The organism is Microbulbifer sp. ARAS458-1, from assembly GCF_045348205.1.
Taxonomy (GTDB): domain Bacteria; phylum Pseudomonadota; class Gammaproteobacteria; order Pseudomonadales; family Cellvibrionaceae; genus Microbulbifer.
Genome location: NZ_CP155838.1, coordinates 3435426 through 3459758, shown reverse-complemented (window position 1 = coordinate 3459758; position 24333 = coordinate 3435426). Strand labels below are relative to the sequence as shown.

General features: G+C 56.7%; 17 protein-coding genes and 3 tRNA genes. 9 read left to right on the top strand and 11 right to left on the bottom strand.

Going from position 1 to position 24333, the window contains the following annotated elements; translation table 11 throughout:
- Positions 1–323: 323 nt before the first annotated feature.
- The 5 genes from AAFH99_RS14380 to AAFH99_RS14360 all read left to right on the top strand — a co-directional run bounded on the left by AAFH99_RS14380 (position 324) and on the right by AAFH99_RS14360 (position 7872).
- Positions 324–2867 (top strand): TonB-dependent receptor, encoded by a 2544-nt coding sequence (locus AAFH99_RS14380; protein ID WP_406828046.1) that lies wholly within the window; start codon positions 324–326, stop codon positions 2865–2867.
- A gap of 118 nt (positions 2868–2985) precedes the next feature.
- Entirely contained in the window at positions 2986–3702 is a 717-nt protein-coding gene (locus tag AAFH99_RS14375) for a SapC family protein (RefSeq protein ID WP_406828045.1), read from the top strand.
- Between the two features lie 19 nt (positions 3703–3721).
- Entirely contained in the window at positions 3722–5290 is a 1569-nt protein-coding gene (locus AAFH99_RS14370; RefSeq protein WP_406828044.1) for a tryptophan halogenase family protein, read from the top strand.
- 6 nt (positions 5291–5296) lie between these two features.
- Entirely contained in the window at positions 5297–6823 is a 1527-nt protein-coding gene (locus AAFH99_RS14365; protein ID WP_406828043.1) for a tryptophan halogenase family protein, read from the top strand.
- A 125-nt stretch (positions 6824–6948) separates the two neighbouring features.
- Positions 6949–7872, top strand: coding sequence for a sulfite exporter TauE/SafE family protein (locus AAFH99_RS14360; protein ID WP_406828042.1), 924 nt, complete (start codon positions 6949–6951; stop codon positions 7870–7872).
- A gap of 74 nt (positions 7873–7946) precedes the next feature.
- Here AAFH99_RS14360 and AAFH99_RS14355 read toward each other — a convergent pair.
- The 11 genes from AAFH99_RS14355 to AAFH99_RS14305 all read right to left on the bottom strand — a co-directional run bounded on the left by AAFH99_RS14355 (position 7947) and on the right by AAFH99_RS14305 (position 17028).
- Positions 7947–8021, bottom strand: a tRNA-Gln gene (locus AAFH99_RS14355).
- Positions 8022–8060: 39 nt separating this feature from the next.
- A tRNA-Met gene (locus tag AAFH99_RS14350) sits at positions 8061–8137 on the bottom strand.
- Between the two features lie 127 nt (positions 8138–8264).
- A complete protein-coding gene (locus tag AAFH99_RS14345) occupies positions 8265–9179 on the bottom strand; it encodes a DMT family transporter (protein ID WP_043318758.1) in 915 nt (304 codons plus the stop codon).
- Between the two features lie 117 nt (positions 9180–9296).
- A complete protein-coding gene (gene ychF, locus AAFH99_RS14340) occupies positions 9297–10388 on the bottom strand; it encodes a redox-regulated ATPase YchF (protein WP_406828041.1) in 1092 nt (363 codons plus the stop codon).
- Positions 10389–10453: 65 nt separating this feature from the next.
- On the bottom strand, positions 10454–11053 hold the full coding sequence (gene pth / locus AAFH99_RS14335; protein WP_043318754.1) for an aminoacyl-tRNA hydrolase: 600 nt from the start codon (positions 11051–11053) through the stop codon (positions 10454–10456).
- Positions 11054–11085: 32 nt separating this feature from the next.
- Positions 11086–11718 (bottom strand): 50S ribosomal protein L25/general stress protein Ctc, encoded by a 633-nt coding sequence (locus tag AAFH99_RS14330; protein ID WP_043318752.1) that lies wholly within the window; start codon positions 11716–11718, stop codon positions 11086–11088.
- A gap of 270 nt (positions 11719–11988) precedes the next feature.
- Complete coding sequence (locus AAFH99_RS14325) at positions 11989–12921, bottom strand: ribose-phosphate pyrophosphokinase (RefSeq protein ID WP_043318750.1); 933 nt, start codon at positions 12919–12921, stop codon at positions 11989–11991.
- Between the two features lie 429 nt (positions 12922–13350).
- Positions 13351–13425, bottom strand: a tRNA-Gln gene (locus tag AAFH99_RS14320).
- 21 nt (positions 13426–13446) lie between these two features.
- Positions 13447–14337, bottom strand: coding sequence for a 4-(cytidine 5'-diphospho)-2-C-methyl-D-erythritol kinase (ispE, locus tag AAFH99_RS14315; protein WP_406828040.1), 891 nt, complete (start codon positions 14335–14337; stop codon positions 13447–13449).
- 92 nt (positions 14338–14429) lie between these two features.
- Entirely contained in the window at positions 14430–15101 is a 672-nt protein-coding gene (gene lolB / locus AAFH99_RS14310) for a lipoprotein insertase outer membrane protein LolB (protein WP_406828039.1), read from the bottom strand.
- Positions 15085–17028, bottom strand: a complete 1944-nt coding sequence (locus AAFH99_RS14305) for a tetratricopeptide repeat protein (RefSeq protein WP_043318745.1) — start codon at positions 17026–17028, stop codon at positions 15085–15087. The genes lolB and AAFH99_RS14305 overlap by 17 nt, the downstream gene beginning before the upstream one ends.
- 427 nt (positions 17029–17455) lie before the next feature.
- Here AAFH99_RS14305 and hemA point away from each other — a divergent pair, with 427 nt between their 5' ends.
- The 4 genes from hemA (at position 17456) to AAFH99_RS14285 (ending at position 24267) form a co-directional block, all read left to right on the top strand.
- Entirely contained in the window at positions 17456–18760 is a 1305-nt protein-coding gene (gene hemA, locus AAFH99_RS14300; RefSeq protein ID WP_406828038.1) for a glutamyl-tRNA reductase, read from the top strand.
- On the top strand, positions 18760–19845 hold the full coding sequence (gene prfA, locus AAFH99_RS14295; protein ID WP_406828037.1) for a peptide chain release factor 1: 1086 nt from the start codon (positions 18760–18762) through the stop codon (positions 19843–19845). The genes hemA and prfA overlap by 1 nt, the downstream gene beginning before the upstream one ends.
- Before the next feature lie 5 nt (positions 19846–19850).
- Positions 19851–20675, top strand: coding sequence for a peptide chain release factor N(5)-glutamine methyltransferase (prmC, locus tag AAFH99_RS14290; RefSeq protein ID WP_043318740.1), 825 nt, complete (start codon positions 19851–19853; stop codon positions 20673–20675).
- A gap of 304 nt (positions 20676–20979) precedes the next feature.
- The gene (locus tag AAFH99_RS14285) at positions 20980–24267 is read left to right on the top strand and encodes a TonB-dependent receptor (protein ID WP_043318738.1); all 3288 of its coding nucleotides are present in this window, start codon (positions 20980–20982) and stop codon (positions 24265–24267) included.
- Positions 24268–24333 lie beyond the last annotated feature (66 nt).

Here is a 24333-nt window from a genome sequence, read left to right as displayed (position 1 = left end):
CCAGCCTATATAAACCCTCCATCTGAAGCGGAAGACTAACCGGTCACCTTTTCTGTACAGAAAATATCCTGTGTGCGTCCCAGTTCCCATGTAAAATCACTCCCAACTGTCACAAATGACAGGCAGCTGTTACAAAAAACTGCAAAATACCCAGATAAATTCCCCGAAGGCCTGTAGCTTTTTTATTTCATTCTGTGTATTGTCGATCGTGAGAATGACAGCGCTATCATAAAAACGAATGACAGCGCTATCATTTGGCGGTACAAGGTGAATAAAAGTTTCTAACCAAACCTTTATATCTATAAAAAAGGAAGGGGAAATCGATGCTTAAGCGCAACAAACTCGCTCTCTCGATCAGTGCAGCTGTACTGAGTGGTGGCCTGATGGCTCCGCTGGCAGTTGCTCAGAATAGTGCTCTGGAAGAAATTACCGTTACTGGTATTCGCGGTTCTCTGCAGGATGCCCTCAGCACAAAGCGTGACTCATACTCTATTGTCGACGCTATTTCTTCAGAAGATATCGGTAAGTTCCCGGACAAGAACGTTGCAGAGTCATTGCAGCGTGTTCCGGGCGTAACGATCCAGCGTCAATTCGGAGAAGGTGCTGCGGTATCTATCCGCGGCGCAGGTAATGACCTGACTCTGACCACCCTGAATGGCCAGAATGTTGCGTCCACCGGTTGGTTCGTCCTCGAGCCCGCCAAGCGTAGCTTTAACTACGAGCTGCTGCCTTCCGAGCTGGTTGGTAACATTGAAGTTTACAAGTCCTCCCAGGCTGACCTCGCTGAAGGCGGTGTGGGTGGTACCGTTGTAATCAATACCCGCAAGCCGCTAGATCTTGACCCTCTGACCCTACGCGCTTCTGTTGAAGCGTCCCAGCAGTCTGATTCTGATTCCACTGACCCACAATTCTCTGGGCTTGCCAGCTGGAAGAACGATTCCGAGACTTTCGGTGTACTGGTTTCCGCTGTATCTCAAGAGCGCCTGCTGCAACGTCAAGGTAATGAAGCGTTCTGGGAGTGGGGCGCCGGCCCAGTTGCGTTCGAGCAGGAACGTAAGCGTTCCGCGATTAACGCTACTTTCCAATATCAGCCGACAGAAAACCTCGATATCGTTCTAAACGCTATCGACATGCAAATGGAGGCGGACAATACTAACTACGCGCTGTGGCTGACCCAAGGTAACTGTGGTTGGTGTGGTGTGGACGTTGACCCTTCCGACCAGATTAATGGTACAACCGCCCGTGGTCCTCTGAACGTTGCCTACCTGCAGGCGCGTCCACGTGAAGCGACCATGAACTCCGATGTTTTCGATCTCACCACGACTTACACGGGTGATGGCTATGAGTTGAGCGTACAGGTGGGCTCTACTTCCTCTACCGGTGGTACTGACTTCGAAATGGTAGTTGATGACGGTTCGGGCGGATTTGCTCTGGACGGTGCTTCCTATGATTTCATGAATGGTAGCCAGACTTGGGATCTGAACGGCTTTGACCTGGGAAGCTATGACCCAGGTAGCCTGGCAATGGGCACTGGCGCTAACTTCAATGCCACCCCGAAAACTGATGAAGAGGCCTATTTCCAAGCGGACCTGGAATTTGATGTAGAAATTGGTGCGATCAATTCAATCAAAACTGGTATCAAAACTGCGGATCACAACGCCACTAGTCGTCGCTTTGAGTTCCTGCAGGCGGATGACTTTGATGCGGTAATCTCTACTGATGGCATAATTAATGGCACTATCGACGCTGGCGCTGGTGGCTACGAAATCCCAAGACTGGACGACGACGCTCTGAAAGCATGGGCTAAAGCTTCCATTACTGGCAAGGTAGAAGACTTGGGCTCCTACAGCGAGATTGATGAGACTAACTCCGCAATTTACGCAATGGCGACCTATGAGATAGGTGATGTTCGCGGTAATTTTGGTGTTCGCTATGTGACCACCGACGCGACCTCCACTTATTATCTCGATGGTGTGAAGACGGAAGCTGATGCTGACTATTCTGTTGTTCTGCCGAGCTTCAACTTGGCGTATAACCTGAGTGAAGACGTTATCTTGCGTACTTCTGCGGCTAAGGTAATGGCGCGTCCTCAATACGTTGATATGTACGTTAACCCGAGCCCCATCGGTGCCAACGATGAGATCGACAACAATCAGTACTGGGTTACCGGTAACATCGGTCTAGAGCCTTTCCTGGCGAACCAGTTTGACCTGGGGATTGAGTACTACTTCGCTGAAGGTTCTCTGATCTCTGGTGGTGTATTCTACAAAGATGTCAGCAACTTTGTGACCATCACCGAGTACGCTGCTTCTGCGAGTGAAATTCCCTTCGAGCTGCCGGATAGCGAAGCTGGTTTCGGCTGGATTGTTCAAGAAAAAGACAATGGCGAGGATGCTAAGATCACTGGTATCGAGCTGGGTTACCAGCAAGATTTCGGTAACGGCTTCGGTACCATCGCCAACTATACCTGGACTGACACCGATACTGACGCAGCAACGTTTACTGACGGTAACCCGTTCCTGAGTGACAGCTCCGAGAACGTTTATAACCTGACTGGTTACTACGAAAATGATATGTTCTCTGCTCGTGTCTCCTACAACTGGCGTAGCGAGTACATGATTCGGGAATCCGGTTCCTACGGTAATCGTCTGCACGATGACTTCGGCAGCCTGGATTTGAGCGCAGTGTGGTACGCAACAGAGAACCTGGATGTCAAGCTTGATGTGAATAACCTGCTGGCAGAAGAGTCTGTTCAGATTGGTAATAACGCCGAGCCTGCGCCGGGAACTGGTTTCACTTCAGGGTTCCCGCTGTATGAATACGAAACTGCTCGCCGCATCAATATTGGAGCTTCATACAAGTTCTAATGGCGAGTTAAAACCGTAATGTATCGGAAAAAGGGAAGTTTTTGCTTCCCTTTTTTCGTATGAAAAATATACTAGGCGGGCTTTTTTAGAATAACTTCAAATTTCAATAAGGTGTTGTATGGCCACTGTAGAAGCCCCAAAAATCGTACCTCTGCGCAGCGACGTTCACGGAAAACTGAAAGTGCGTGAATTGGGGACATTTGAGCATGTAAAAAACGCACATATGGTGCCCGTAACTGCTCACGAATTCGCCCGTTTGGGTGCAGAATATCCGATTGTGTTCGTCAAGAACTCCGATACTGGTCAATTCCAGTCTGTTGCACTACTGAGCCTGAAAGTAGGCGAAAACCTGTTTGTGGACGGCGAAAAGTGGAAAGGCGTTTTCGTTCCTGGCGCTGTGCGCAATCATCCTTTCGTTCTGGCTCCTGCCGGCGATGATAAGGAGAAGCTGATGGTAGGTCTGGTTGAAAACAGCCCTGTTGTTGGCGAAGAAGAGGGTAATGCCCTGTTCGACGAAGCCGGTGAAGAGTCTGAGTACCTGAAGGCCAAGAAAGAGTCTCTGGTGGGCTACCTGGAAAGTGACCAGATGACCAAAGCGTTCATTACCATCCTGGCTGAGAAAGACCTGCTGACCACTCAAAACGTTGCAGTTAACGCTGGTGGTGAGAAGATCAACCTGACCGGCATCTACATGGTTGATGAGAAGAAACTGGGCGAGCTGAGCGAAGAAGACTTCGCCGACTTCCGTAAGCGTGGCTTCCTGCCGCCGCTGTACGCGCAGCTGGGCTCCATGCACCAGTTTTCTCGCTTGGCTAAAATGCAGGCCGGCGCCTAATCTTTGACTGCTGTTTTGTATGATGACTATCAATAACGATGAACAAATCAAGCGCGTATTGGTAGTTGGAGGGGGCACGGCTGGCTGGTTGTCGGCCTGTCACCTCGCTAAAAAGCTATCCTCTTCTTCCCCCGCCGGTGTTCAGGTAACGCTGGTAGAGTCTGAGAACATTCCTACAATCGGTGTCGGCGAAGGCACTGTCCCTGCAATTCGGGAATCTCTCCGTTACCTAGGAATTAGTGAAACCGAGTTTGTGCGTGAATGCGATGCGACCTTCAAACAGGGCATCAAGTTCGCGAACTGGGTGCGCCCGCCCGGGGGGGCGGGGTCAGATTTTTATCACCATGTCTTCGATTATCCTGATACCGGCATAGGAGATTTGACTCCTTATTGGCTGCAAAGTGCCAAGGATCGCAGTTACGTGGATGCGGTGTCTGTGCAGGGTGCCGTGTGTGATCGAGGGCTGGGGCCAAAAGATATGACGATACCTGAGTTCGAGGGTATCGTGAGTTATGCATACCACCTGGATGCGGCGAAATTTGCACGACTTCTAACGCGTCACGGGGTTGAAAAGCTTGGTGTGACACATTTACTGGCTGACGTGCAACAGGTTCATCGGGATGAGTCCGGCAATATCCGGTCAGTATCAACCAGTGCTGGAGAGCATATCGAGGCGGATCTTTTTGTTGACTGCACCGGTTTTGCATCCTTGTTGCTGGGGCAGGCAATGGGGGTTGGGTTTGTTGATAAACGCAACGTACTTTTCGCAGACTATGCGCTGGCCGCTCAGCTTCCATATGCGGTAGAAAATTCGCCCATTCCCAGCTTTACCGTTTCGACTGCGCAGGAAAGTGGATGGGTATGGGATATTGGGTTGTCGGAAAGGCGTGGCACAGGCTATGTATATTCCAGCGCACACACCGATCACGACCGCGCAGAAACCGTGTTTCGTCGCTACCTAGGTGATGAGGGCGGGAAGTTGTCGATCAGAAAAATCCCCATGCGTGTGGGGCACCGGCAAACTTACTGGAAGAATAATTGCGTTGCAATTGGCTTGTCCCAAGGGTTTGTCGAACCTCTCGAGGCAACTGGAATCCTGGTATATGACGCCACCGCAAGAATGCTCGCTGATACATTTCCGGCTAATCGCTCGGTAATGTCAATTGTAGCGCGGCGATTCAATCAGGCGGTCCAGTATGCATGGGATCGAGTGATTGATTTTATCAAATTGCACTACTGTATAAGCCAACGAAAAGACCACCCTTTCTGGGTTGAGAACTGTGAGGCATCGACGATACCCGACTCGCTCGCGGAGAAATTGCAGTTGTGGAAATCGCAGCCGCCTAGTGCCTACGAATTCCCCAGCAAGCTAGAAATCTTCAACTTGGCAAATTATCAATATGTCCTATACGGGATGGAATTTGATACATCGATCGAAAAATCTATATCGGGGCGATATTCCATGATGCCCGCTGCCCAGAGTCGAATGAATGAAATCGCAGGTTTTTCCGACCAGTTACTTAATAGTCTGCCAGAGCATCGCGCGCTGATCGAAAAAATCAAAAGGTTCGGCCTGCAAAAAATCTAAAAAAATATGCAGTCAAGCAACATAAAAATATTGAATATCGTGGGTGGTGGTAGCGCGGGCTGGATGGCGGCTATTTACCTGAATCGTTACTTCAATCGCGAAGTTCAGAATTACCAGATCAATGTTATTGAAAGCCCGGATATCGGTATTATCGGCGTCGGCGAAGCGACGGTACACAGTATTCGTTTCTTTTTCGGTGCCATGGGTCTAGACGAAGCCGAGTTGATGGCGGAGACCAATGCGACGATCAAGTCTGGCATCATGTTTCGTAACTGGATGAAGCCGGTCGATGGCAATGTTCACGAGTATTTCCATCCGTTTGATCAGCAGCAGCCGGGTGGGTCTATCGATATTTCTAGTGCTTGGTTTGTGGGGGGGCGTGCTGCGCAGGAGCGTTATGATGAAGGCGTGAGCGTTAACTCCCACCTGATCAAGTGGGGGCGTTGCCCTAAAGGTGCACCTTCGCCGCAGTACCAAGCGGCGGTTCCGTATGGGTACCATCTCGATGCGACACTGCTTGCGCGCTTTCTAAGACGTAAAGCGGTAGAGCAGGGAGTCCGCCATATTGAAGCGACGGTTACGGATGTCGAAGTTGTTGCGGGAGAAATCCGGTCTGTCCTCACGGACGAGGGGCAGTTTGCTGGCGATTTTTTCATAGACTGTACAGGGTTTCGCGGGCTGCTAATCGAGAAGCTCAAACAAGACAATTGGGTTTCTTTTACTGAAGTTTTGCCATGTGACAAGGCTGTCGCGATTCAGCGAGAGCTTCCCGGTGGCGAAAAGCCGCGCTCGTATACGGTGGCAACGGCACTTTCCAGTGGCTGGGCCTGGCAGATTGACTTGGTAAACCGCCAAGGAAGTGGGTATGTGTACGATAGTAAGCGGCTTACACCTGAGCAGGCAGAAGCAGAGCTGCGGGCCTTTTTAGGAGTTGAGTCCAGTGTAATTAAATGCAAACACTTGGATATGAAGGTTGGTTGCAGAAACGATGTATGGATTGGAAACTGCGTGGCTATTGGCCTGTCCGGCGGCTTTATTGAACCACTAGAATCTACTGGTCTGCATATGATCCACCTCGGCGTGAGCTTGCTGGCCACACATCTAGCTGCGGATGATGGGAGTTGTGAGTTGCGTGACTCTTATAATGAAAAGTTGCGAGGGTTTTATCAGGACCTGAAACAGTTCATTGTGCTTCATTACTGTCTCTCGAATCGCGATGATAGTGCGTTCTGGCGGGCAGCTCCGGCTACTGTCGATGGTTGTTCTTGGCTGAAGTCAAAGCTTCCGCTGTGGCAGCGCAAGATTTGTGAATATCAGGATTTTGCCGGAAGCTTTGCCAGTATTTTTACTGATACCAACTATCGTTACGTTCTATACGGAATGCAGCACTACCCCGCACCCCGCTTTGCCTTGTCGGAAAATGAAATAGATTCCACCTTTGATCGCTTCAACCAAATTCTGAAGCGGGCAAAAGCCGGCACCATGGCACATGAAGAGTTCCTTAAGCTGATTCAGTCCAGAAAGCGGACCTGAGCGTCATGAAGGCTTTTAGTTCACGGTATGCCCCTTGGGTAATCTGGCTGTGCAGCTTCTACTGCTTATGGGGGCTGTATATTGTCACGCGGAGCCTGTGGCCCCTCGTTACCGAACACTGGCCCATGGCCCTTTCCATGGCAATTGGCAGCTACGCTGCCGGTTCTACCCCGATGGGCGGCGGTACCGTGGGCTTCCCGGTGCTTGTGTTGCTGTTTGATATGCCCGCGAGCCTTGGCCGTGACTTTAGTTTTGCGGTGCAGTCCATCGGCATGGTCAGTGCCAGTATCTTTATTCTCTGTCGTCGGCAGGCGCTCGCCTGGAGTATGTTGCGGGGTGCCATGATCGGTGCACTGGTCGGCACGCCACTGGGTATTCTGTTTTTATCCCCACTGATTCCGGAGCTGTGGATAAAACTGGCGTTTGCGGTGATCTGGGGCAGCTTTGGTCTGCTGCACCTGTACCGCCTGCAGGAGATCACCTCTCATTCCGGACTCGGCGCTAATGCTTCGGCGCGAGACTTCCGCCTGGGCCTTGTGGCTGGGTTCTGCGCCGGTGGCATGGCGGCGGCGATTACCGGGGTGGGGATCGATATGGTGATTTACGCACTGCTGGTATTGCTGTGCCGGGTGGACCTCAAGGTGGCGATTCCCACCTCGGTGATCATCATGGCATTTACCTCACTGGTGGGAGTGGCGGTGAAAACGGTTACCGGCACCTGGCAGCCGGGCGTGCTTGGCAATTGGCTGGCGGCCGCGCCGGTAGTGGCGCTGGGTGCACCGCTGGGAGTGTTTGTGGTGGGGCTGATTGGCCGCAAGCCGACACTGCTGGTGGTGGCCGTGTTGTGTATTGGCCAGTATCTGTGGACCGGCTTTACCGAGCGCGAGACCCTGGGTGTATGGGGTATGGCGATATTTGCCGGTGCGGTGCTGGTTTGTCTGCTGGGCTTTGAGTGGCTGCGCCGGCTGGGCAATGCGGATGCTGGGAGATATCGAGTGGAGTCGGGTCCACCTCTTTCTACAGCGGCGATCGGGGAGTCAGTCGCATAACTAACTGAGCTTGCTCGTCTTTATCGTGGCGCAATAAAAAAGGCGACTTCTTGCGAAGTCGCCTTTTTTATATATGGCTGGGGTGGAAGGATTCGAACCTTCGCATGACGGGATCAAAACCCGCTGCCTTACCGCTTGGCTACACCCCAGTAAAGGTGCTGTGAGTCTGGTTTCTCACAGGGGGAAAATGGTAGCAAGGGGGAGACTTGAACTCCCGACCTCAGCATTATGAGTGCTGCGCTCTAACCAGCTGAGCTACCTTGCCACTGAAAGTCTCGGCTAACCGAGGGCGCGCATTATCGGGCGACCTCGGAGGGCTGTCAATACTTTTTTGGTAAATTAATCAGTAAGTTACGTGCGACGCCCAATTCGCCATCAAATTGCCCAAGGGTTCAGCGGCCGCGGCCAATGGCTGCCAGCAGGGAGCCGAGGACGACGGTAAACGCGCCAACCCAACTGATCCAGTTCATCGGCTCAGATTCAATGTAACCGGGCCAGAAAGCGCTTATAACCGCGCTGAGCGCCAGGGTCATCAGTGGCACCAGGGCGAGGGTGGCACTTACCCGGGATGCCTCCCAGGCGGCCATGGCTTTGGCGAAGGCGCCGTAGGCGATCAGAGTGTTGGCTGTGAGGAACAGCAGCAGAGCCCAGCCTAGCCCGTCCAATGTGAGCGCGCTGGACGGAGTGGAAACCGGAAGGAAGCACAGGCTGCCTGCCACATAGATCATCATCAGCAGATTCTGGGGGCGGGATTCAGCGACGATCTTCTTCTGAAACAGTCCGTACACAGCCCAGGTCACTGCGGCGATCACCACCAGGCCCACGCCGATCAGGTATTGCGGGTCCTGGCCATCGAGTAATTCGCCGATACGAAGGTTGAAGAACAGGGGTAAGCCGATACACACCAGTGCTACGCCCATCCACTGGCGTGGCGAAAAGCGCTCGCCAAGCCAGAGCACGCTGAAGATCAGCAGTAACAGTGGTGCCAGCTGGATCAGTACCTGCAGGGCGCCGGGGGTGATGTAGTTGAGGCCGGTAGCGTAGGCGATGTAGTTGCCCAGAAGACCGCCGACCGCGAGCAGAGTGTAGGGCAGCAGGCGTCCACTGAGCAGTTTTCTCAGCTCCAGTTCACGCCGCCAGCCATACCAGGCACCGGCAAACAGCGCCGCGCCAAAAAAGCGAAACCAGGTGACGGTGGTGGAGTCCATGTCCTCGATCAGCCCTTTCATGGCGATGGGCAAGAGCGCCCACAGAAAGGCTGTGGTCAGGGCGAGGGGCAGGCCGACTCTCCAGTTGGATTGATACATGGCAACCTTCGGTAGTGGTGGTGCTGTAGGGGGATCGCGGGTAGCGGGTCCGAATCGGCGGCAGCGCTTGTGGCGCTCCCGCCGAGAGGCTAACTGGTTAGCCGGGGGAGGTGGGGGTTATACGTTAAAGCGGAAGTGCACCACGTCGCCGTCGGCAACCACGTAGTCCTTACCTTCCAGGCGCCACTTACCGGCCTCTTTGGCACCGGCTTCGCCCTTGTTGCTGACGAAGTCGTCGTAGCTCACTACTTCCGCGCGGATAAAGCCCTTCTCGAAATCCGTGTGGATCTTGCCCGCTGCCTGCGGCGCGGTGGCGCCCAGGGGGATGGTCCAGGCACGCACTTCTTTTACACCGGCGGTGAAATAGGTGTGCAGGCCCAGCAGCTCGTAACCGGCGCGAATAACGCGGTTCAGGCCCGGCTCGTCCATGCCCAGTTCTTCCAGGAATTCCTGTTTTTCATCGTCGTCGAGTTCGGCGATTTCGGATTCCAGCTTGTTGCAAATGGGGACCAGTACCGCGTTTTCTTCCGCGGCGATGGCGGCCACAGCATCCAGGTGTGGATTGTTCTCGAAGCCGTCCTCATCCACGTTAGCGATGTACATGGTGGGCTTGACGGTGAGCAGGCTCAGTTCGCGCAGGCCTTCCAGCTCGTCGTCGGAGAGACCGAAAGAGCGCAGGGGTTTGGCTTCGTCCAGGTGCGGCTGAACCTTTTCCAGCAGCGCTTTCATTTTGATGGCGTGCTTGTCCTGGCCCTTGGCGGCACGGGTGTAGCGCAGCAGTGCCTTTTCCACGGTGTCCAGGTCGGCCAGTGCCAGCTCGGTGTTGATTACCTCGATGTCTGCGACCGGGTCCACCTGGTTGGCGACGTGGATCACGTTGTCGTTTTCGAAGCAGCGCACCACGTGGGCGATGGCGTCGGTCTCGCGGATATTGGCGAGGAACTTGTTGCCCAGGCCCTCACCCTTGGAGGCGCCTGCGACCAGTCCCGCGATATCGGTGAATTCCATGGTGGTGGGGATCAGTTTCTGGGGTTTGACGATCTCCGCCAGCTTGTCGAGGCGCGCATCCGGTACCGGTACGATACCCGCGTTCGGCTCAATGGTGCAGAAGGGAAAGTTTTCTGCATCGATGCCCGCTTTGGTCAGGGCATTGAACAGGGTGGATTTGCCCACGTTGGGCAGGCCGACGATGCCGCAAGTAAAACCCATGGTCTGAATCCTAATAATGTGTTCGTGTTGTGATCGGAGCGCTGATAGCGCACCGAAAAAGGCTGCTATTTGGAGTTGGTATGCAGTGTTTTCATCGCGCCGTTCCAGTCACCAGCGGCGGCGGTGGGCATAACATCCACGGCGCGATCGATGGCTTCAGCCAGCTGGTCCTGTTCGGTGCGGGGCGCGCGCTGCAGTACGTAGTTGGCGACATCGCGGGCGTTACCCGGGTGGTCGATGCCGAGGCGCAGGCGCATGAATTCACGATTGTTCCCGAGGGCGCTGATGATATCGCGCAGGCCGTTATGGCCCCCGTGTCCGCCACCTTTTTTCAGGCGTGCGGTGCCGCAGGGCAGGTCCAGCTCATCGTGAGCGACCAGAATGGCTTCGGCGGGAATCTTGAAGAAGTTCGCCAGCGGGCCCACTGCCTGGCCGCTGCGATTCATATAAGTGGTGGGGATCAGCAGGCGGATATCCTGCCCGCCGATCCGTACCCGGCCCGAGAGACCGTGGTACTTGCTGTCCGGCGCAAGCTGGGTGCCGTGGATACGGGCCAGCTCGGAGACAAAATCGGCTCCGGCATTATGTCGCGTCCGGTCGTATTCTGGGCCTGGATTTCCCAGGCCCACAATCAACTGGATGGGCGTGTCCGGAGCCTTGCTCAAGGTACTGTTACCTTACCTGGAGAAAAGCCGGCTTATGCTTCGCCGGACTCTTCGCCTTCTGCAGCTTCAGCGTCGGCTTCAACAGCGCCGCGCGGCTTGTGTACAGAGGCAACAACCAGGTCGTGGTCTTCACCGTGCGCCAGGTCTACAGACTCAACACCTTCCGGCAGTTTGATGTCGGAGATGTGAACAGTGCCGTCCAGCTCCAGGTCGGCCAGGTCTACTTCGATGAACTCAGGCAGCTTGGAAGCCGGGGCATTGATATCCAGCTCGTTCAGGGTATGAGACACGATACCGCCGGCCTTCACGCCTTTACAGGTGTCTTCATTCAGGAAGTGCAGAGGCACTTTCACGTGAACTTTGGTGTTGGCAGAAACGCGCTGGAAGTCAGCGTGCAGCAGGACGGCTTTGGCCGGGTGACGCTGCAGGTCGCGCAGGATTACGGTTTCGTCTTTACCATCAACACTCAGAGTGATCACGGAAGAGAAGAAAGACTCGCTTTCCAGTGCCTTGAACAGGTCTTTCTGCAGCAGAGCAATGGATTGCGGTTCCGCTTTGCCACCGTAAATGATGGCTGGAACTTTTGCTTCCTCACGACGCAGGCGGCGGCTCGCACCTTTCCCTTCGTCGCTACGGACGTTGGCGTTCAATTTAAAATCAGACATGGGGTAAACCTCAGGTTGTCTGTCCAGAAGGACCTGCGACCGGTACCCTCTGGCGTTGCTATAGGCTGGGCCGAATCTATTGAAACGCCCAATAGTAAACGCCCAGCAGTGCCGGGCGGGCGCGTATTCTAAGGGGAAGTGCGGGGGAATGCCAGCGGATTGTCGCGGTGTAGCGACTCGGCAAGCTGGTGGATGCGCTGCGCTTATCCACCCTACGAAAATATATCGACATACCATAGGGTGGATAAGCGCAGCGCATCCACCGGGGGGTTAAGAGCGGAACATCGCCGACAGGGATTCTTCGTTACTGATGCGGCGCATGGACTCGGCCAGCATGGCGGATAGGGTCAGTTGGCGAATCTTCGGTGCCTTCTCCATTTTGTCTCCCAGGGGGATGGAGTCGGTGACTACCAGTTCATCCATTACCGAGTTGTTCAGGTTGTCGATGGCCTTACCGGACAGTACCGGGTGGGTACAGTAGGCGACAACTTTCTTGGCGCCGTGTTCTTTCAGGGCGCTGGCGGCGTTGCACAGGGTGCCGGCGGTGTCGACCATGTCGTCCACCAGCAGGCAGGTGCGGCCGCTGACCTCACCGATGATGTTCATCACTTCTGCGACGTTGGCGGCCGGGCGACGTTTGTCGATGATTGCCAGATCGCAGTCCAGGCTCTTGGCCACAGCGCGGGCGCGCACAACACCACCGATGTCCGGGGAAACTACCACCAGATCTTCGTAACTCTGGCGCTCGATGTCGTCCAGCAGTACGGAGGAGCCGTATACGTTGTCCACAGGTACATCGAAGAAGCCCTGGATCTGCTCGGCGTGCAGGTCGACGGTCAGAACGCGGTCGATACCCACGCTCACCATCATGTCGGCCACAACCTTGGCGGAAATCGGTACGCGCTGAGAACGTACGCGGCGATCCTGGCGGGCGTAGCCGAAGTAGGGTACTACCGCGGTGATACGGCCGGCGGAGGCGCGGCGCAGGGCGTCTACCAGCAGGATCAGCTCCATGATGTTGCGGTTGGTGGGCTGGCAGGTGGACTGCACGACAAATACGTCGCGGCCGCGCACATTGTCGGTGATTTCCACGGCGATCTCACCGTCGGAAAAGCGCTTAACCACCGCCTCTCCCAGCGGTATCGCCATATGCTCAACAATCTTTTGTGCCAGTTCCGGGTTTGCGTTGCCGGTGAAGACCATTAAGTCAGCCACTGCGAGTACCTTTTTCGTTGGGAGTAGAAGATGTTAGTGAAATTCAGGTGAGTTTCGGAGCGAGAACTGCTTGCAGGGTAGTGTGATGCCGTTTCATTGGGCGACCATTGGTGCAAGTATCTGATGAGGGCTTTCGCCGGATGTTAGCTCGGAAGGTGCCGAGTGCTCCAGTAGCGGGCCAAGGAGGGCCCGCCCGCAAATCAACATCGCTGATTTGTCGGGAGCTAAGAGCGGACATGCGCCGCGCTTAGCGTCTTTTCATCAATTCAGGGAAGAATTGATGAAAACTTAAAGAGTGGCTGGGGTGGAAGGATTAGCTTCGCCTGCGGCTCGCTGGTCTCCGCTGGCTGCGCCAGCTCCGGCTCGAACCTGTCAGAGTGCGTTGCTTTCGCCATACTCACTGCCAACCTGAAAATATGGCTGGGGTGGAAGGATTCGAACCTTCGCATGACGGGATCAAAACCCGCTGCCTTACCGCTTGGCTACACCCCAGCAATGTTGCAGGTAGTCAATTTAGACTCTTGCTGCAAATTTCGCGAGTTGCCGGTGAGCGAGTGATTCATCCACTCCTCTGGCAACAAAACCTTCCCACCCTTTAGGCCGCACATTAAACACTGCCTGGGCCGCGTTTTCTGATTCGAATCCGGCGAAAACACAAGCGCCGCTCCCTGTCAGAAATGCCTTGGCATGTTGCGCAAGCCACTCTCTGGCCTGCCGCACCTCGGGGTAGAGGTCTTCTACTAATGGCTGAAAATCGTTACCGGCATACTCATCGAGCCAGTGTGTGTTCAGCCGCCTGTCGCGAAGGGCCGCTAATGTAATTGCGGCGGAATCTCTTGTCAAACGCGGATCGGAAAAAAGCGCTGCGGTGCTGACATGGCAGGCGGGTGTCAGCACCAGATACCAGCGCGGCTCTATGGATACAGTGGTCAATCGTTCACCGACACCTTCGGCAAAAGCCGAGTGGCCGTGTACAAACACCGGAACATCTGCACCCAGCTGGCGGCCCAGTTCAGCCAGTGCATTCAGGTCGAATCCGCACTGCCACAGTTGATTCAACCCCAGCAGGGTGGCCGCTGCGTCGCTGCTGCCGCCGCCGATGCCGCCGCCGGCGGGCAGGAGTTTTTCAACGGATATGTGCGCCCCGAGATCCGAATTGCCGCTGGCCTGTCGAAGGAGGGCGGCCGCGCGATACACCAGATTCTGTTCGGAAGATACGTCGACCCCTGGGCAGTGGAGATGGATCTGATGGTCATCGGTGGAGCGAAAAACCAGGTTGTCACCAAAGTCCAGCAATTGGAAAACCGTTTGCAACTCGTGATAGCCATCGGCGCGGCGTCCGAGGATGCGCAGCATCAGATTGAGCTTGGCTGGGGCGGTAAGGGTGAGCGTCTGGGTGGCCATTTAACGAGGATTCATAAAAAACGGGCGGCCAGTTTAGCAGCCACCCGTTCATTTGGGAGTCTTATCGCGCAGGGCGATGTGCTCAAGGTGCTTTATCGCGGGCTCCACTCCTTGATCACCAGAGTGACGCTTACCGGGCCCGCGGCATTGTTGGTGGATGCCTTGATTTTGCCGGGCAATTTATAGGGCCCAACAGACTGGTAGCCCGTAAATTCCAGGGTCCACCCCGATTGTTGCAGGCTCTGCATCAGCCCCTGGGCGTTTTTTCGCTGGCCACTCACCGCGCCAGGGGCCGCCAGGCCGCGCACCCAGTAAAACATTTCGGAGACTGGCAGCGGCCATCCCATGATCTGCTCTGTTAGCTGCGCGGGGTCTGAGGCGAAAACGGCCGGGTCGTTGCCGCGCTGCAGGCTGACGCCTCCCGGGGAGCCGCTGATTGACGTTGCGCCGGCGCCGAGGGGGCCGCTCAGGTGAATGCGGTAATTGGCCCTGTCAGCCTGCTGCCAGATCAGGTTGGCACTGCCATTTTCTTTCGGGGAGCGCACGCCCATTTTTCCCTTGGCTTCCCAGCGCTGCAGCGCCGCAGCGGAAGACGGCTGATGAGCGGTCGGTTCGCTCGGTTGCTGAGGCTGTGGTTTTTGCGCACTGCACGCAGCAAGTGTTAGCAGCAACACAGCACCAACAAGCTTCAGGGCGCGATGCGCGCCCTGCGGTTGGTTGGGTGAACGGTAGAGGGGGGGGAGAACGTCAGCTTTCCGTAACATGCTGTTCCAGTCTTTGTTGGTCCTGCAGCCGCTGCATGGCTTCTGGGATAAGTTTACTTTCCGGGTGTTTCTGCAATCCCTGCTCCCATACTTGCATCGCCTGTTGGCGATCGCCCTGTGCCCAGAGCGCTTCACCCAGATGCGCAGCGATTTCTGGATCCTGCAACAGGCTCAGGGCTTTCTGCAGGTATTGCACCGCTTCGGAGTGATTACCGAGTCGATGGTGCGCCCAGCCCATGCTGTCGATGATCGCAGGATCATCCGGGCTTAGCTCCAGCGCTTTGCTAATCAGTACCAGCGCTTCTTCCAGGCGGTCGTCGTAAGAAAGCAGTTTGTAACCCAACGTATTCAGAAGATTCGCATTATCCGGGTCGCGAGACAACAGCTTGCGCAAACCCTGTTCAAAGTTTGCCAAATCTCCCAGTTGTTCGCTGGTCATCGCATGGGCGTAAATCAGGCGATTACTATCCTGATTTTCAGCAATCGCATTGCCCAGCAGCGTCTGCGCTTCCTGCAGGTACCCGTGTTTGGTTAACAGTTCTGTCTCCAGCAAATAGAACTGTTCCACTTGCGTTGGGTGGCGTTGTCGAAGTTCCGCAAACCACTGATTTACCGCTTCGGTTTGCCCCTGTGCGGCGAGCAGGCTGGTGCCGCGGGTGATTGCCTGCACATAGTCGCTGCCCGGCCGCACCATACGGTAGTGAGTGACAGCCTGCTGTGGGTCAGCAGACTGCTCGGCGATTCCGGCCAGATAAAAATGTGCGGCGGATTCGTGCTCTTCCTGAGCCAGTAAGGTTTCCAGCAGCGGTTTTGCATCGTCGAACTGTTTGGTTTCGTAATGGATCAGTGCCAGGGACAGAATCAGGTTGCTGTCATTGGGGCGCTGTTTCACCAGTTCGGCAAACTGTTGCTCAGCCAGCTCTAGATCTTGACGAATAAGCAGGCGCGCATATTGCAGGCGCAGGCGGCTTTCCTTTGGGTACAGTTCTACCAGGTTTTCCAGTAGGCGCCTTGCCTCCCGTTCCCGTCCCATATCAATCAGTGCGTGGGATTCCAGAAGGGGGGCGTCCAGGTTGGCCGGGTCGCGTTCCTGCACTTGACGGGTTACCAGCAGCGCTTCTTCAGAGCGGTTATTCGCACGCAGTACCATGGCAAGGGCCAGGGAAACTTCGGAGTTGTCCGGGTGTTTCTGTGACAGGCGTTGGAATTCCGGGAGTACCTTCGCGGCGAGCTCTTCATTATCGACAGCCGTGGCTGCCACCGATTGCAGTGGCGCGTCACCGCCAAGCTCAAGTGCACGCTCAGCGTGGTGTAGCGCTTCATCCAGTTTACCTGCCAGCGTCAGTTCTGCCGTGGCGGCGAGCTGGGCCTCGGCGCTTTCAGGCTCCAGTTCCACCCAGAGGACCGCGGAGCGCAGCGCGGCTCGGCGAGCATTCAGGTAGCGGGCGATCCGGGTTGCGCGGGCGGCAATCCCGGCATCCTTGGTGCGCTCTGCCTGAAAATAATAGTTGGCCAGAGCCAGATCGTACTGCTCTCGGTTGCCCGCCACTTCCGCGACCAGCAATGTATAGAAGGTTTCGATGGGGAACGGCTTGGTCTTGGTGTCAACCGCTTCCTCTTCGACCGCAGAGGTTTCGCCTGCTGTGTTTTCCGGTACGGAATCCCCAGCGGCGTTCTTATTTTCTGCTTCCGCCTGTGCCGGGGCGGTCGAGGCTTCCGCTTCCCATGCGGCCTGCCAGTCTCCGCCACTGGCCTCGTGCGACTGGGGCGGCTGTTGGGCACAGGCGCATAAAATGGCGATGGAGGCGGCCGCGGCAGTAATGCACAACGGGCGGGAGGGCCGGGTCGCTGCGCCCTGTTCCATGGCCGCACTCAATGGTGTGCGGGTGAGTTTTCGGGCGTAGAGGAAGGGAAAGAAAAGCTGCATAGAAACGTGTCCGTACGTTCGCGTCTCCTGTGAACTCCAGTGGATCGGGGGTGCCCCGGGCGCGCTGGAAGCGATGCCAATCCGGCAGAGGAGACGCCTTTTGGCGTATTTTTCCGGGTTATCGCCGTATAATTCTAGTTCTGAATTTGCCCACCTGTTGCCCCAGGGCCAGATTCAGCGGCAAAGTCAGCATCTATTTATACCGGGTAGAGCCAGATCGGACTGAGAGGTACTAACTGAGAGGTTCTAACTGAGAGGTTCTAACTGAGAGGTTCTAACTGAGAGGTTCTAACTGAGAGGTTCTAACTGAGAGGTGCTATCAGGCACATAGCCGTAATCCACTTGCACCAGCCGCAATGGGCCCGGACAATGTGCGGCCTTTTTGTGCCAGGTGCGTCGCAGTATCTGGAAGAGATGACGAGAACTTATGCCAATCCTTGCTCTGGGAATCAATCACGATAGCGCACCGGTGGCGGTGCGTGAGCGGGTGGCTTTCGCCCCGGAAGTGATGCCCAGCGCCCTCGCCGAGGCGCGACTTGCCCTCGAGTGCCCGGAATTGGCCATTCTCTCCACCTGTAACCGCACCGAAATCTACGGCGAAGCGACTGCGGAATCCGTCCTCGCCTGGATCGCCGAGTATCACGGCGTGCCCCTGGACGAGCTGACCAGCTGTCACTACCAGTTCACCGACGAGTCCGCAGTGCGCCATATGATGCGGGTGGCCTGTGGGCTTGACTCGCTGGTGCTCGGCGAGCCTCAGATTCTCGGGCAGATGAAGTCGGCCTATGCAGTAGCGCGGGAGTCCGGCAGTGTCGGTTCTACCCTGCACAATGTATTCCAGCAGGTCTTCTCGGTGGCGAAAAAGGTGCGCACCGAGACCGCGATTGGCGAGAACCCGGTATCTGTGGCCTTTGCTGCCGTCTCCCTGGCATCGCGCATTTTTACCGACCTGCGCGAGCAGACTGCGCTGCTGATCGGCGCCGGCGAAACCATCGAGCTGGTGGCCCGGCATTTGCTCGATAAAGGGGTGAAGCGGCTGATTGTCGCCAACCGCACGCTCAACCGTGCCCAGGCACTGGCGGAGGACTTCGGCGCTGAGGCGATCCTGCTGGCGGATATCCCTGAATATCTGCCCCGCGCCGATATTGTCATCAGCTCTACCGCCAGCCAGTTGCCGATACTCGGCAAGGGGGCAGTGGAGTCGGCACTCAAGCAGCGTCGCCACCGCCCCATGTTTATGGTGGATATTGCGGTGCCGCGGGATATAGAGCCGCAGGTGGGCAAGCTGGATGACATTTACCTCTATACCGTGGATGACCTGCGCGGTGTGATCGACGAAGGCAAGCGGCTGCGGGAACAGGCAGCCGAGGCCGCGGACGAAATTGTAAATGTGGCTGCTTCTGCCTTTATGCGCGAGCACCGCAGCCTGCGTGCGGTGGACTCTATCCGCAGTTACCGCCGCCAGGCACAGGGGATTAGTAAAGACGAGCTCGAGAAGTCATTGGTTCAACTGCGCACGGGTGGTGACCCGGAACAGCTTCTTGAGCAGCTGGCCAGATCCCTGACCAACAAATTGATTCATGCGCCCACCGTGGCCCTGCGCCAGGCGACCGCCGACGGCGACCTGGATCGCCTGCGGCTGGTGCGGGAAATTATTGGCCTGGCTGACGAAGACCGCAGCCAGCCTACCGACCACTCGGCCCCAGGGCCGGCGAAGAAGAAACTCAAGTAATGAAAGCTTCTGTACAACAGAAACTCGATAACCTGGTAGAGCGTCACGAGGAAGTGTCCGCCTTGCTGGGGGATGCGGAAATCATCAGCGATCAGGAAAAATTCCGCGATCTGTCCCGGGAATATGCCGAACTGGAAGAAGTAGTGGGCTGTTACAGCCGCTATAAAACCCTGCAGGACGATATGGCCGCGGCCCGCGAAATGCTCGAAGAGAGCGATGCGGACATGCGCGAAATGGCCCAGGAAGAATTGCGTGAAGCGGAAGCGCAACTGGAACCTCTGGAAAAAGAATTGCAGACGCTGCTACTGCCCCGGGACCCCAACGATCGCAAAAACGTCTACCTGGAAATTCGCGCCGGCACCGGCGGCGACGAAGCGGCGATCTTCTCCGGCGACCTGTTCCGCATGTATTCCCGCTACGCGGAAAAGCAGGGCTGGCGAGTTGAGGTGATCAGTGAAAACCCCGGCGAGCACGGTGGCTATAAAGAAATCATCACCCGGGTTGCCGGCGAAGACGTTTACGCGAAACTGAAATTCGAGTCCGGCGCGCACCGGGTGCAACGGGTGCCGGAAACCGAATCCCAGGGACGCATCCACACCTCGGCCTGCACCGTGGCGGTCATGCCGGAACCGGACGAGCGCGACGCGATCGAGATCAACAAGGCCGACCTGCGTGTGGACACCTACCGTGCCTCCGGTGCCGGTGGTCAGCACGTCAACAAAACCGACTCCGCCGTGCGCCTTACCCATATCCCCACCGGTATTGTGGTGGAGTGTCAGGACGAGCGCTCTCAGCACAAGAACCGGGCCAAGGCCATGGCATTGCTGCAGGCCAAACTGAACAGCGCACAGGAATCCGCCGCGGCGCAGGAGATTTCCGACGCGCGCAGAAACCTGGTGGGCAGTGGCGACCGCTCTGAGCGTATTCGCACCTACAACTTCCCGCAGGGGCGGGTCACCGACCATCGTATCGGCCTGACCCTGTACAAGCTCGACGAAGTCATGCAGGGCGCCGTGGACGAGGTCATTGGTCCCCTGCGCACCGAATATCAGGCGGATCAGTTGGCGGCATTGGGGCAGAATTAAATCTCATGGCCACGGTGAAGGAAAACCTGCAGCGCGCAGCAGAGCTGCTAGAGAGCGATAGCCCGCGTCTGGATCTGGAAGTGCTGCTCTGTCATCTGCTGGGCAAGTCCCGCGCCTGGCTCTACACCTGGCCCGAACACCAACTGGATCCGGAACAGCAGTCGCGCTTCGACGCGCTGGTAAAACGGCGTATCGCCGGCGAGCCGGTGGCCCACCTCACCGGCAGTCGCGAATTCTGGTCTCTCCCCCTCAAGGTCAATCGCTCCACCCTGATTCCACGCCCGGATACCGAGGTGCTGGTGGAGGTGGTACTGGAGCGCTGCCTACAGACCGAGGCAAACGTTCTCGACCTGGGCACCGGTACCGGTGCCATCGCCCTGGCACTGGCCAGCGAGAAAAAACGCTGGGCAATTACCGCCGTTGATACCATGCCCGCAGCCGTCGCCCTTGCGGAAGAGAACCGCCAGCGGCTTGGTTTCTCCAATGTGAAAGTCCTGCAGAGCGACTGGTTTTCCGCACTGGCCCAACAGCAGTTCGATGTGATCGTCAGCAACCCGCCCTATATCGATACGCAGGATCCCCACCTGCGCGAGGGCGATGTGCGTTTTGAACCGCTGTCCGCTCTGGTGGCCGACGATCACGGGCTGTCGGACATCCGAAAAATCGCCAATGATGCCCGCCGTCACCTCGCACCGGGCGGCCTGCTCGCCGTGGAACACGGGTGGGAGCAGGGCAAAGCGGTGCGTCAGATTTTCGCTGCCGCGGGTTACACGGAAGTGGAAACCCGTGTGGACTACGCCGGTCGAGACCGGATTACCCTGGCGAGGTAAGCTTCCCACTTTCCTCCGATCCCCCGCCAGCCCTTCCTCCCCCTTGCACACCCTTTCCCGACCCTCTCTGCACAACCCTTTGTGACACCTCCGCCAAAAAACCTTCACGAAAGTTTCATTCAATTTTTGTCGCCTGCGTCTCGTTTTTCCGTCGTTGTATACATCGGGCTTGGAAAAAACCGGGGATCTCTGTGGTTGTGTGAATCCTGAACCGGGCCCGGCGTTCGCGGGGGGGATGCCGCCGCACAGGATGGTTCTTATTACTTTTCTTTTCTTTTCTTTAGCTTTAAGAGCGGGGGACAACATGGGATTGAGTGCTTCAAAGCGGCTGCTGTGCAGCGCGATTGGCATGGTGGTAGCCAGCCAGGGACAGGCGGCGGCCATCAAGCTGGATGCGTTTGTTGACGGTGAGCCGGCGGCGGTGACCGAAGTACTGCTGGATGGCAAGGCCATCGGCAGCAGTGCGGCGGGGGAAAGTTTCTGGTATGACGACCTGCCCGGTGGCGGCCATCAATTGCAGTTGCGCATCGGCGAGCGCTTGATCCCTTACGAATTCACCATCGGCGCCGACGAGGCCGCAGTGATTATCGTCAACAGTGACTCCGCCAGCGACCGCGCCATCAAATCGTTGCAGCGCCTTGCTCTGTCCGCGTTTGATTCCGCCAGTGCGGACGGCGAAGGGCTTGCCGGAAGCGGTGGCGAAAGCCTGCTGCCAGGCCTGATTCAGGGCAAGGTGGTGAGTGCCGGTGAAAACGTGCCGCTGCGCAATGTCGCTGTCACGGTGGTGGGCAGCACTCAAAGTACGGTTACCGACCGCTTCGGCGCCTTCGAGCTGGAGCTGCCCCAGGGCGTCTACCAGCTGGAACTGCAGCACCCGGAGTACCAGGGCAGCCGCCTGCGCGACCAGCGTGTGCTGTCCAAAATGAACCTGGCGGTAGACGTGCAACTCTCGCCGAAGGATGCATTTGCCGGTGGCGACGCGCCGGTGGTGGAAGAGGTACAGGTACTCGGCCGCTACCTGCCGGGCAACCCGATCGAGATCGAGCGCATTTCCTCCTCGGTGGTAGACAGTATCGACTTCACCCAGATCGCCCGCTTCGACGATTCCATGGTAAGCAGCGCGCTCAAGCGCGTGGTGGGTGTGTCCATGGAAGACGACCGCTTTGCCATCGTGCGCGGTATGAAAGGCCGCTACCAGTCCACCGACCTGAACGGCGCCACCCTGCCGAGTACAGACCCGGCGCGCCGCGATCTGCCGTTCGATATCTTCCCCGCCGGCATCATGCAGGGCCTCAGCCTGCAGAAGAGCGCCACCGCGGATGTGCCTCTCGGTGCAACCGCCGGCCATATCAGCATGCGCACCCGGGATATTCCCGATGAGGGCTTTTTTAAAATCTCCTCCTCCGTCAGCCACGGCGATATGCACGGTGACGGCCTGCTGATGTCCAGCACCCAGGGCAACAGGGACTGGCTGGGCATGGACGACGGCAGCCGCGATCTGCCGGATATCCTCAAGCCCTCGGTGGATCAGTACGTGAATATCAAAAACGGTGTCGACGCCGGCTTCGATGCCGCCTTCTTTAAAGCCATGGGCGAGTCCATTCCCCACAATGCCATCGTCTACGGCGAGGCGCAGGCGGATACCAGCGTCAGCTTCAACGGCGGCAACAGCTGGGAGCTGGGTGAGCAGCGTCTGGGTGTGATCGGCGCGGTGCGCTACGCCAACAAGTGGAGCAGCAACACCAAGGAAAACACCCGCTTTAGGGGAACCCAGAACGACGCAAACAAGATCTTTCTCGACAGCGAAGCGGAAACCCTCGACACCAACAATGTGATCGACCTCAGCGCCATGGTGAACCTGCAGTGGGATATCGCCGACAATCACCAGCTGGGCCTCAACAATATCGCCCTGCGCCACACCACTAATTCCAGCGAGCTGGAAACGAAATACGAGATTTACGATGCGACAGGAGAAATCACCGAACGCCTGCGCAACGGTGAAGACAGCGGTGCGAAAAGTTCTCCGGATGCACATATTTTCTGGCGTCAACGGGTCGACTGGATCGAGGAACAGCTGGTCAGTCATCAGTTGTGGGGCTCCCACAGTCTGGATATCTCCGCCGACAGCGGCTGGTCCCTCTATCTGGGGGACCTCGGCGTAAAGTGGCAGGCCATGACCGCCAACACCGACTACGACCGACCCAACGCCACTCAGTACACCTATGAAGGCCGACTCATCCAGCCATTTCAACTCAGCGATGAGCCGACCGCCCACTACAACCTCTGGGAAACCATGCGGGAGGACAACGAAGGCTACCGCCTGGATCTGGAGTTGCCCATCGACGAGATCAGTGGCGTCTCCCTGCTGTTGAAGGCCGGTGCGGAGTCGCTGCAGCGGGACCGGGAGGGCGATGTCACCAACTACAACTGGCGTCTCCAGGGAAGCGGTTACACCGTGGGTGACGGCGGTATCCCCGATCCACGTAAGCACTTTGTGTCCGAAAACATCCTTGGCACCATTGGTTCGAGTGGCACGCTGCTCTCCATCGGCATCGTCAGCATTCCGCCGGAAAACGATGTGGGCTGGGAAGGAGACGACTACCTCAGCGAGCTCAGCACCACCGCGGAATACGCACTGGTGGAGGCCAATATCCGCGAGAAACTCAAGGTCAACCTGGGGGCACGCAGAGAGACCTTCACTCTGGAAGGGGAGGTATACGCCTACACCCCGGAGCCACTCCGCAATGTGATGGACAAGGAGCGCACCAACCCGTCCCTCGGCCTTACCTGGATGTTCAACGACGCCTGGCAGCTGCGCGCCGCCTGGTCGGAAACCGTCAACTGGCCGGAAGTGTTCGAGATTTTCCCGCGCAAGTTTAACGACATCGAAACTCTGGAGGTCTACACCGGCAACCCGGACCTGAAGCCGGCGGATATCGAAAACCTCGACCTGCGTCTGGAGTGGTATCCGTCGGATACCGAGTCCATCACCCTCGCCCTGTTCCAGAAAGACCTCACCAACGCCATCGAAAACCGCTTCGACAAAACTGGCAATGTGTACGACTACTACACCTTCGACAATGCCGAGCAGGCGGAAGTGGAAGGGGTGGAGCTGGACCTGCGCAAGGAATTTGTGCTCGGCCCCAACCGCGGCCACGAACTGTTTGTGCAATTCAATTACACCCATATCGAGTCCTCGGTGGATGTCACCGAGGGTTCTGGAGTTGGTGTGCGCGAAGTCACCCGCCCGCTACAGGGCCAGCCGGACTATATCGCCAACCTGCAACTGGGCTACGACCACGTCGACAGCGGCCAGGAAGTGACCCTGGTGTTTAACCAGACTGGGGAGGAACTGGCCATTACCAACGGTGCGACGGCGAACTCCGCTCTTTTGGGTGACGTGTACCGGCAGTCCTACAGTGACCTGCGGCTGATCTACAAGAAAAATTTTATGAATGGCCTCTCGCTTGCCGCCTCGGCAGACAACCTGCTGGATGAAGAGCGCAACCTGGAATATGTGAAGTTCAACGTGCCCTACCTGAGCTACCAATCCGGGCGCCGCTTCAAGCTCTCTGCCAGTTACGAGTTCTGAGCCAGAAAATTCATAGGCCAGTGTTAAAAGATCAAATGTATTTCAAGACCAGATATAAATGGGTGA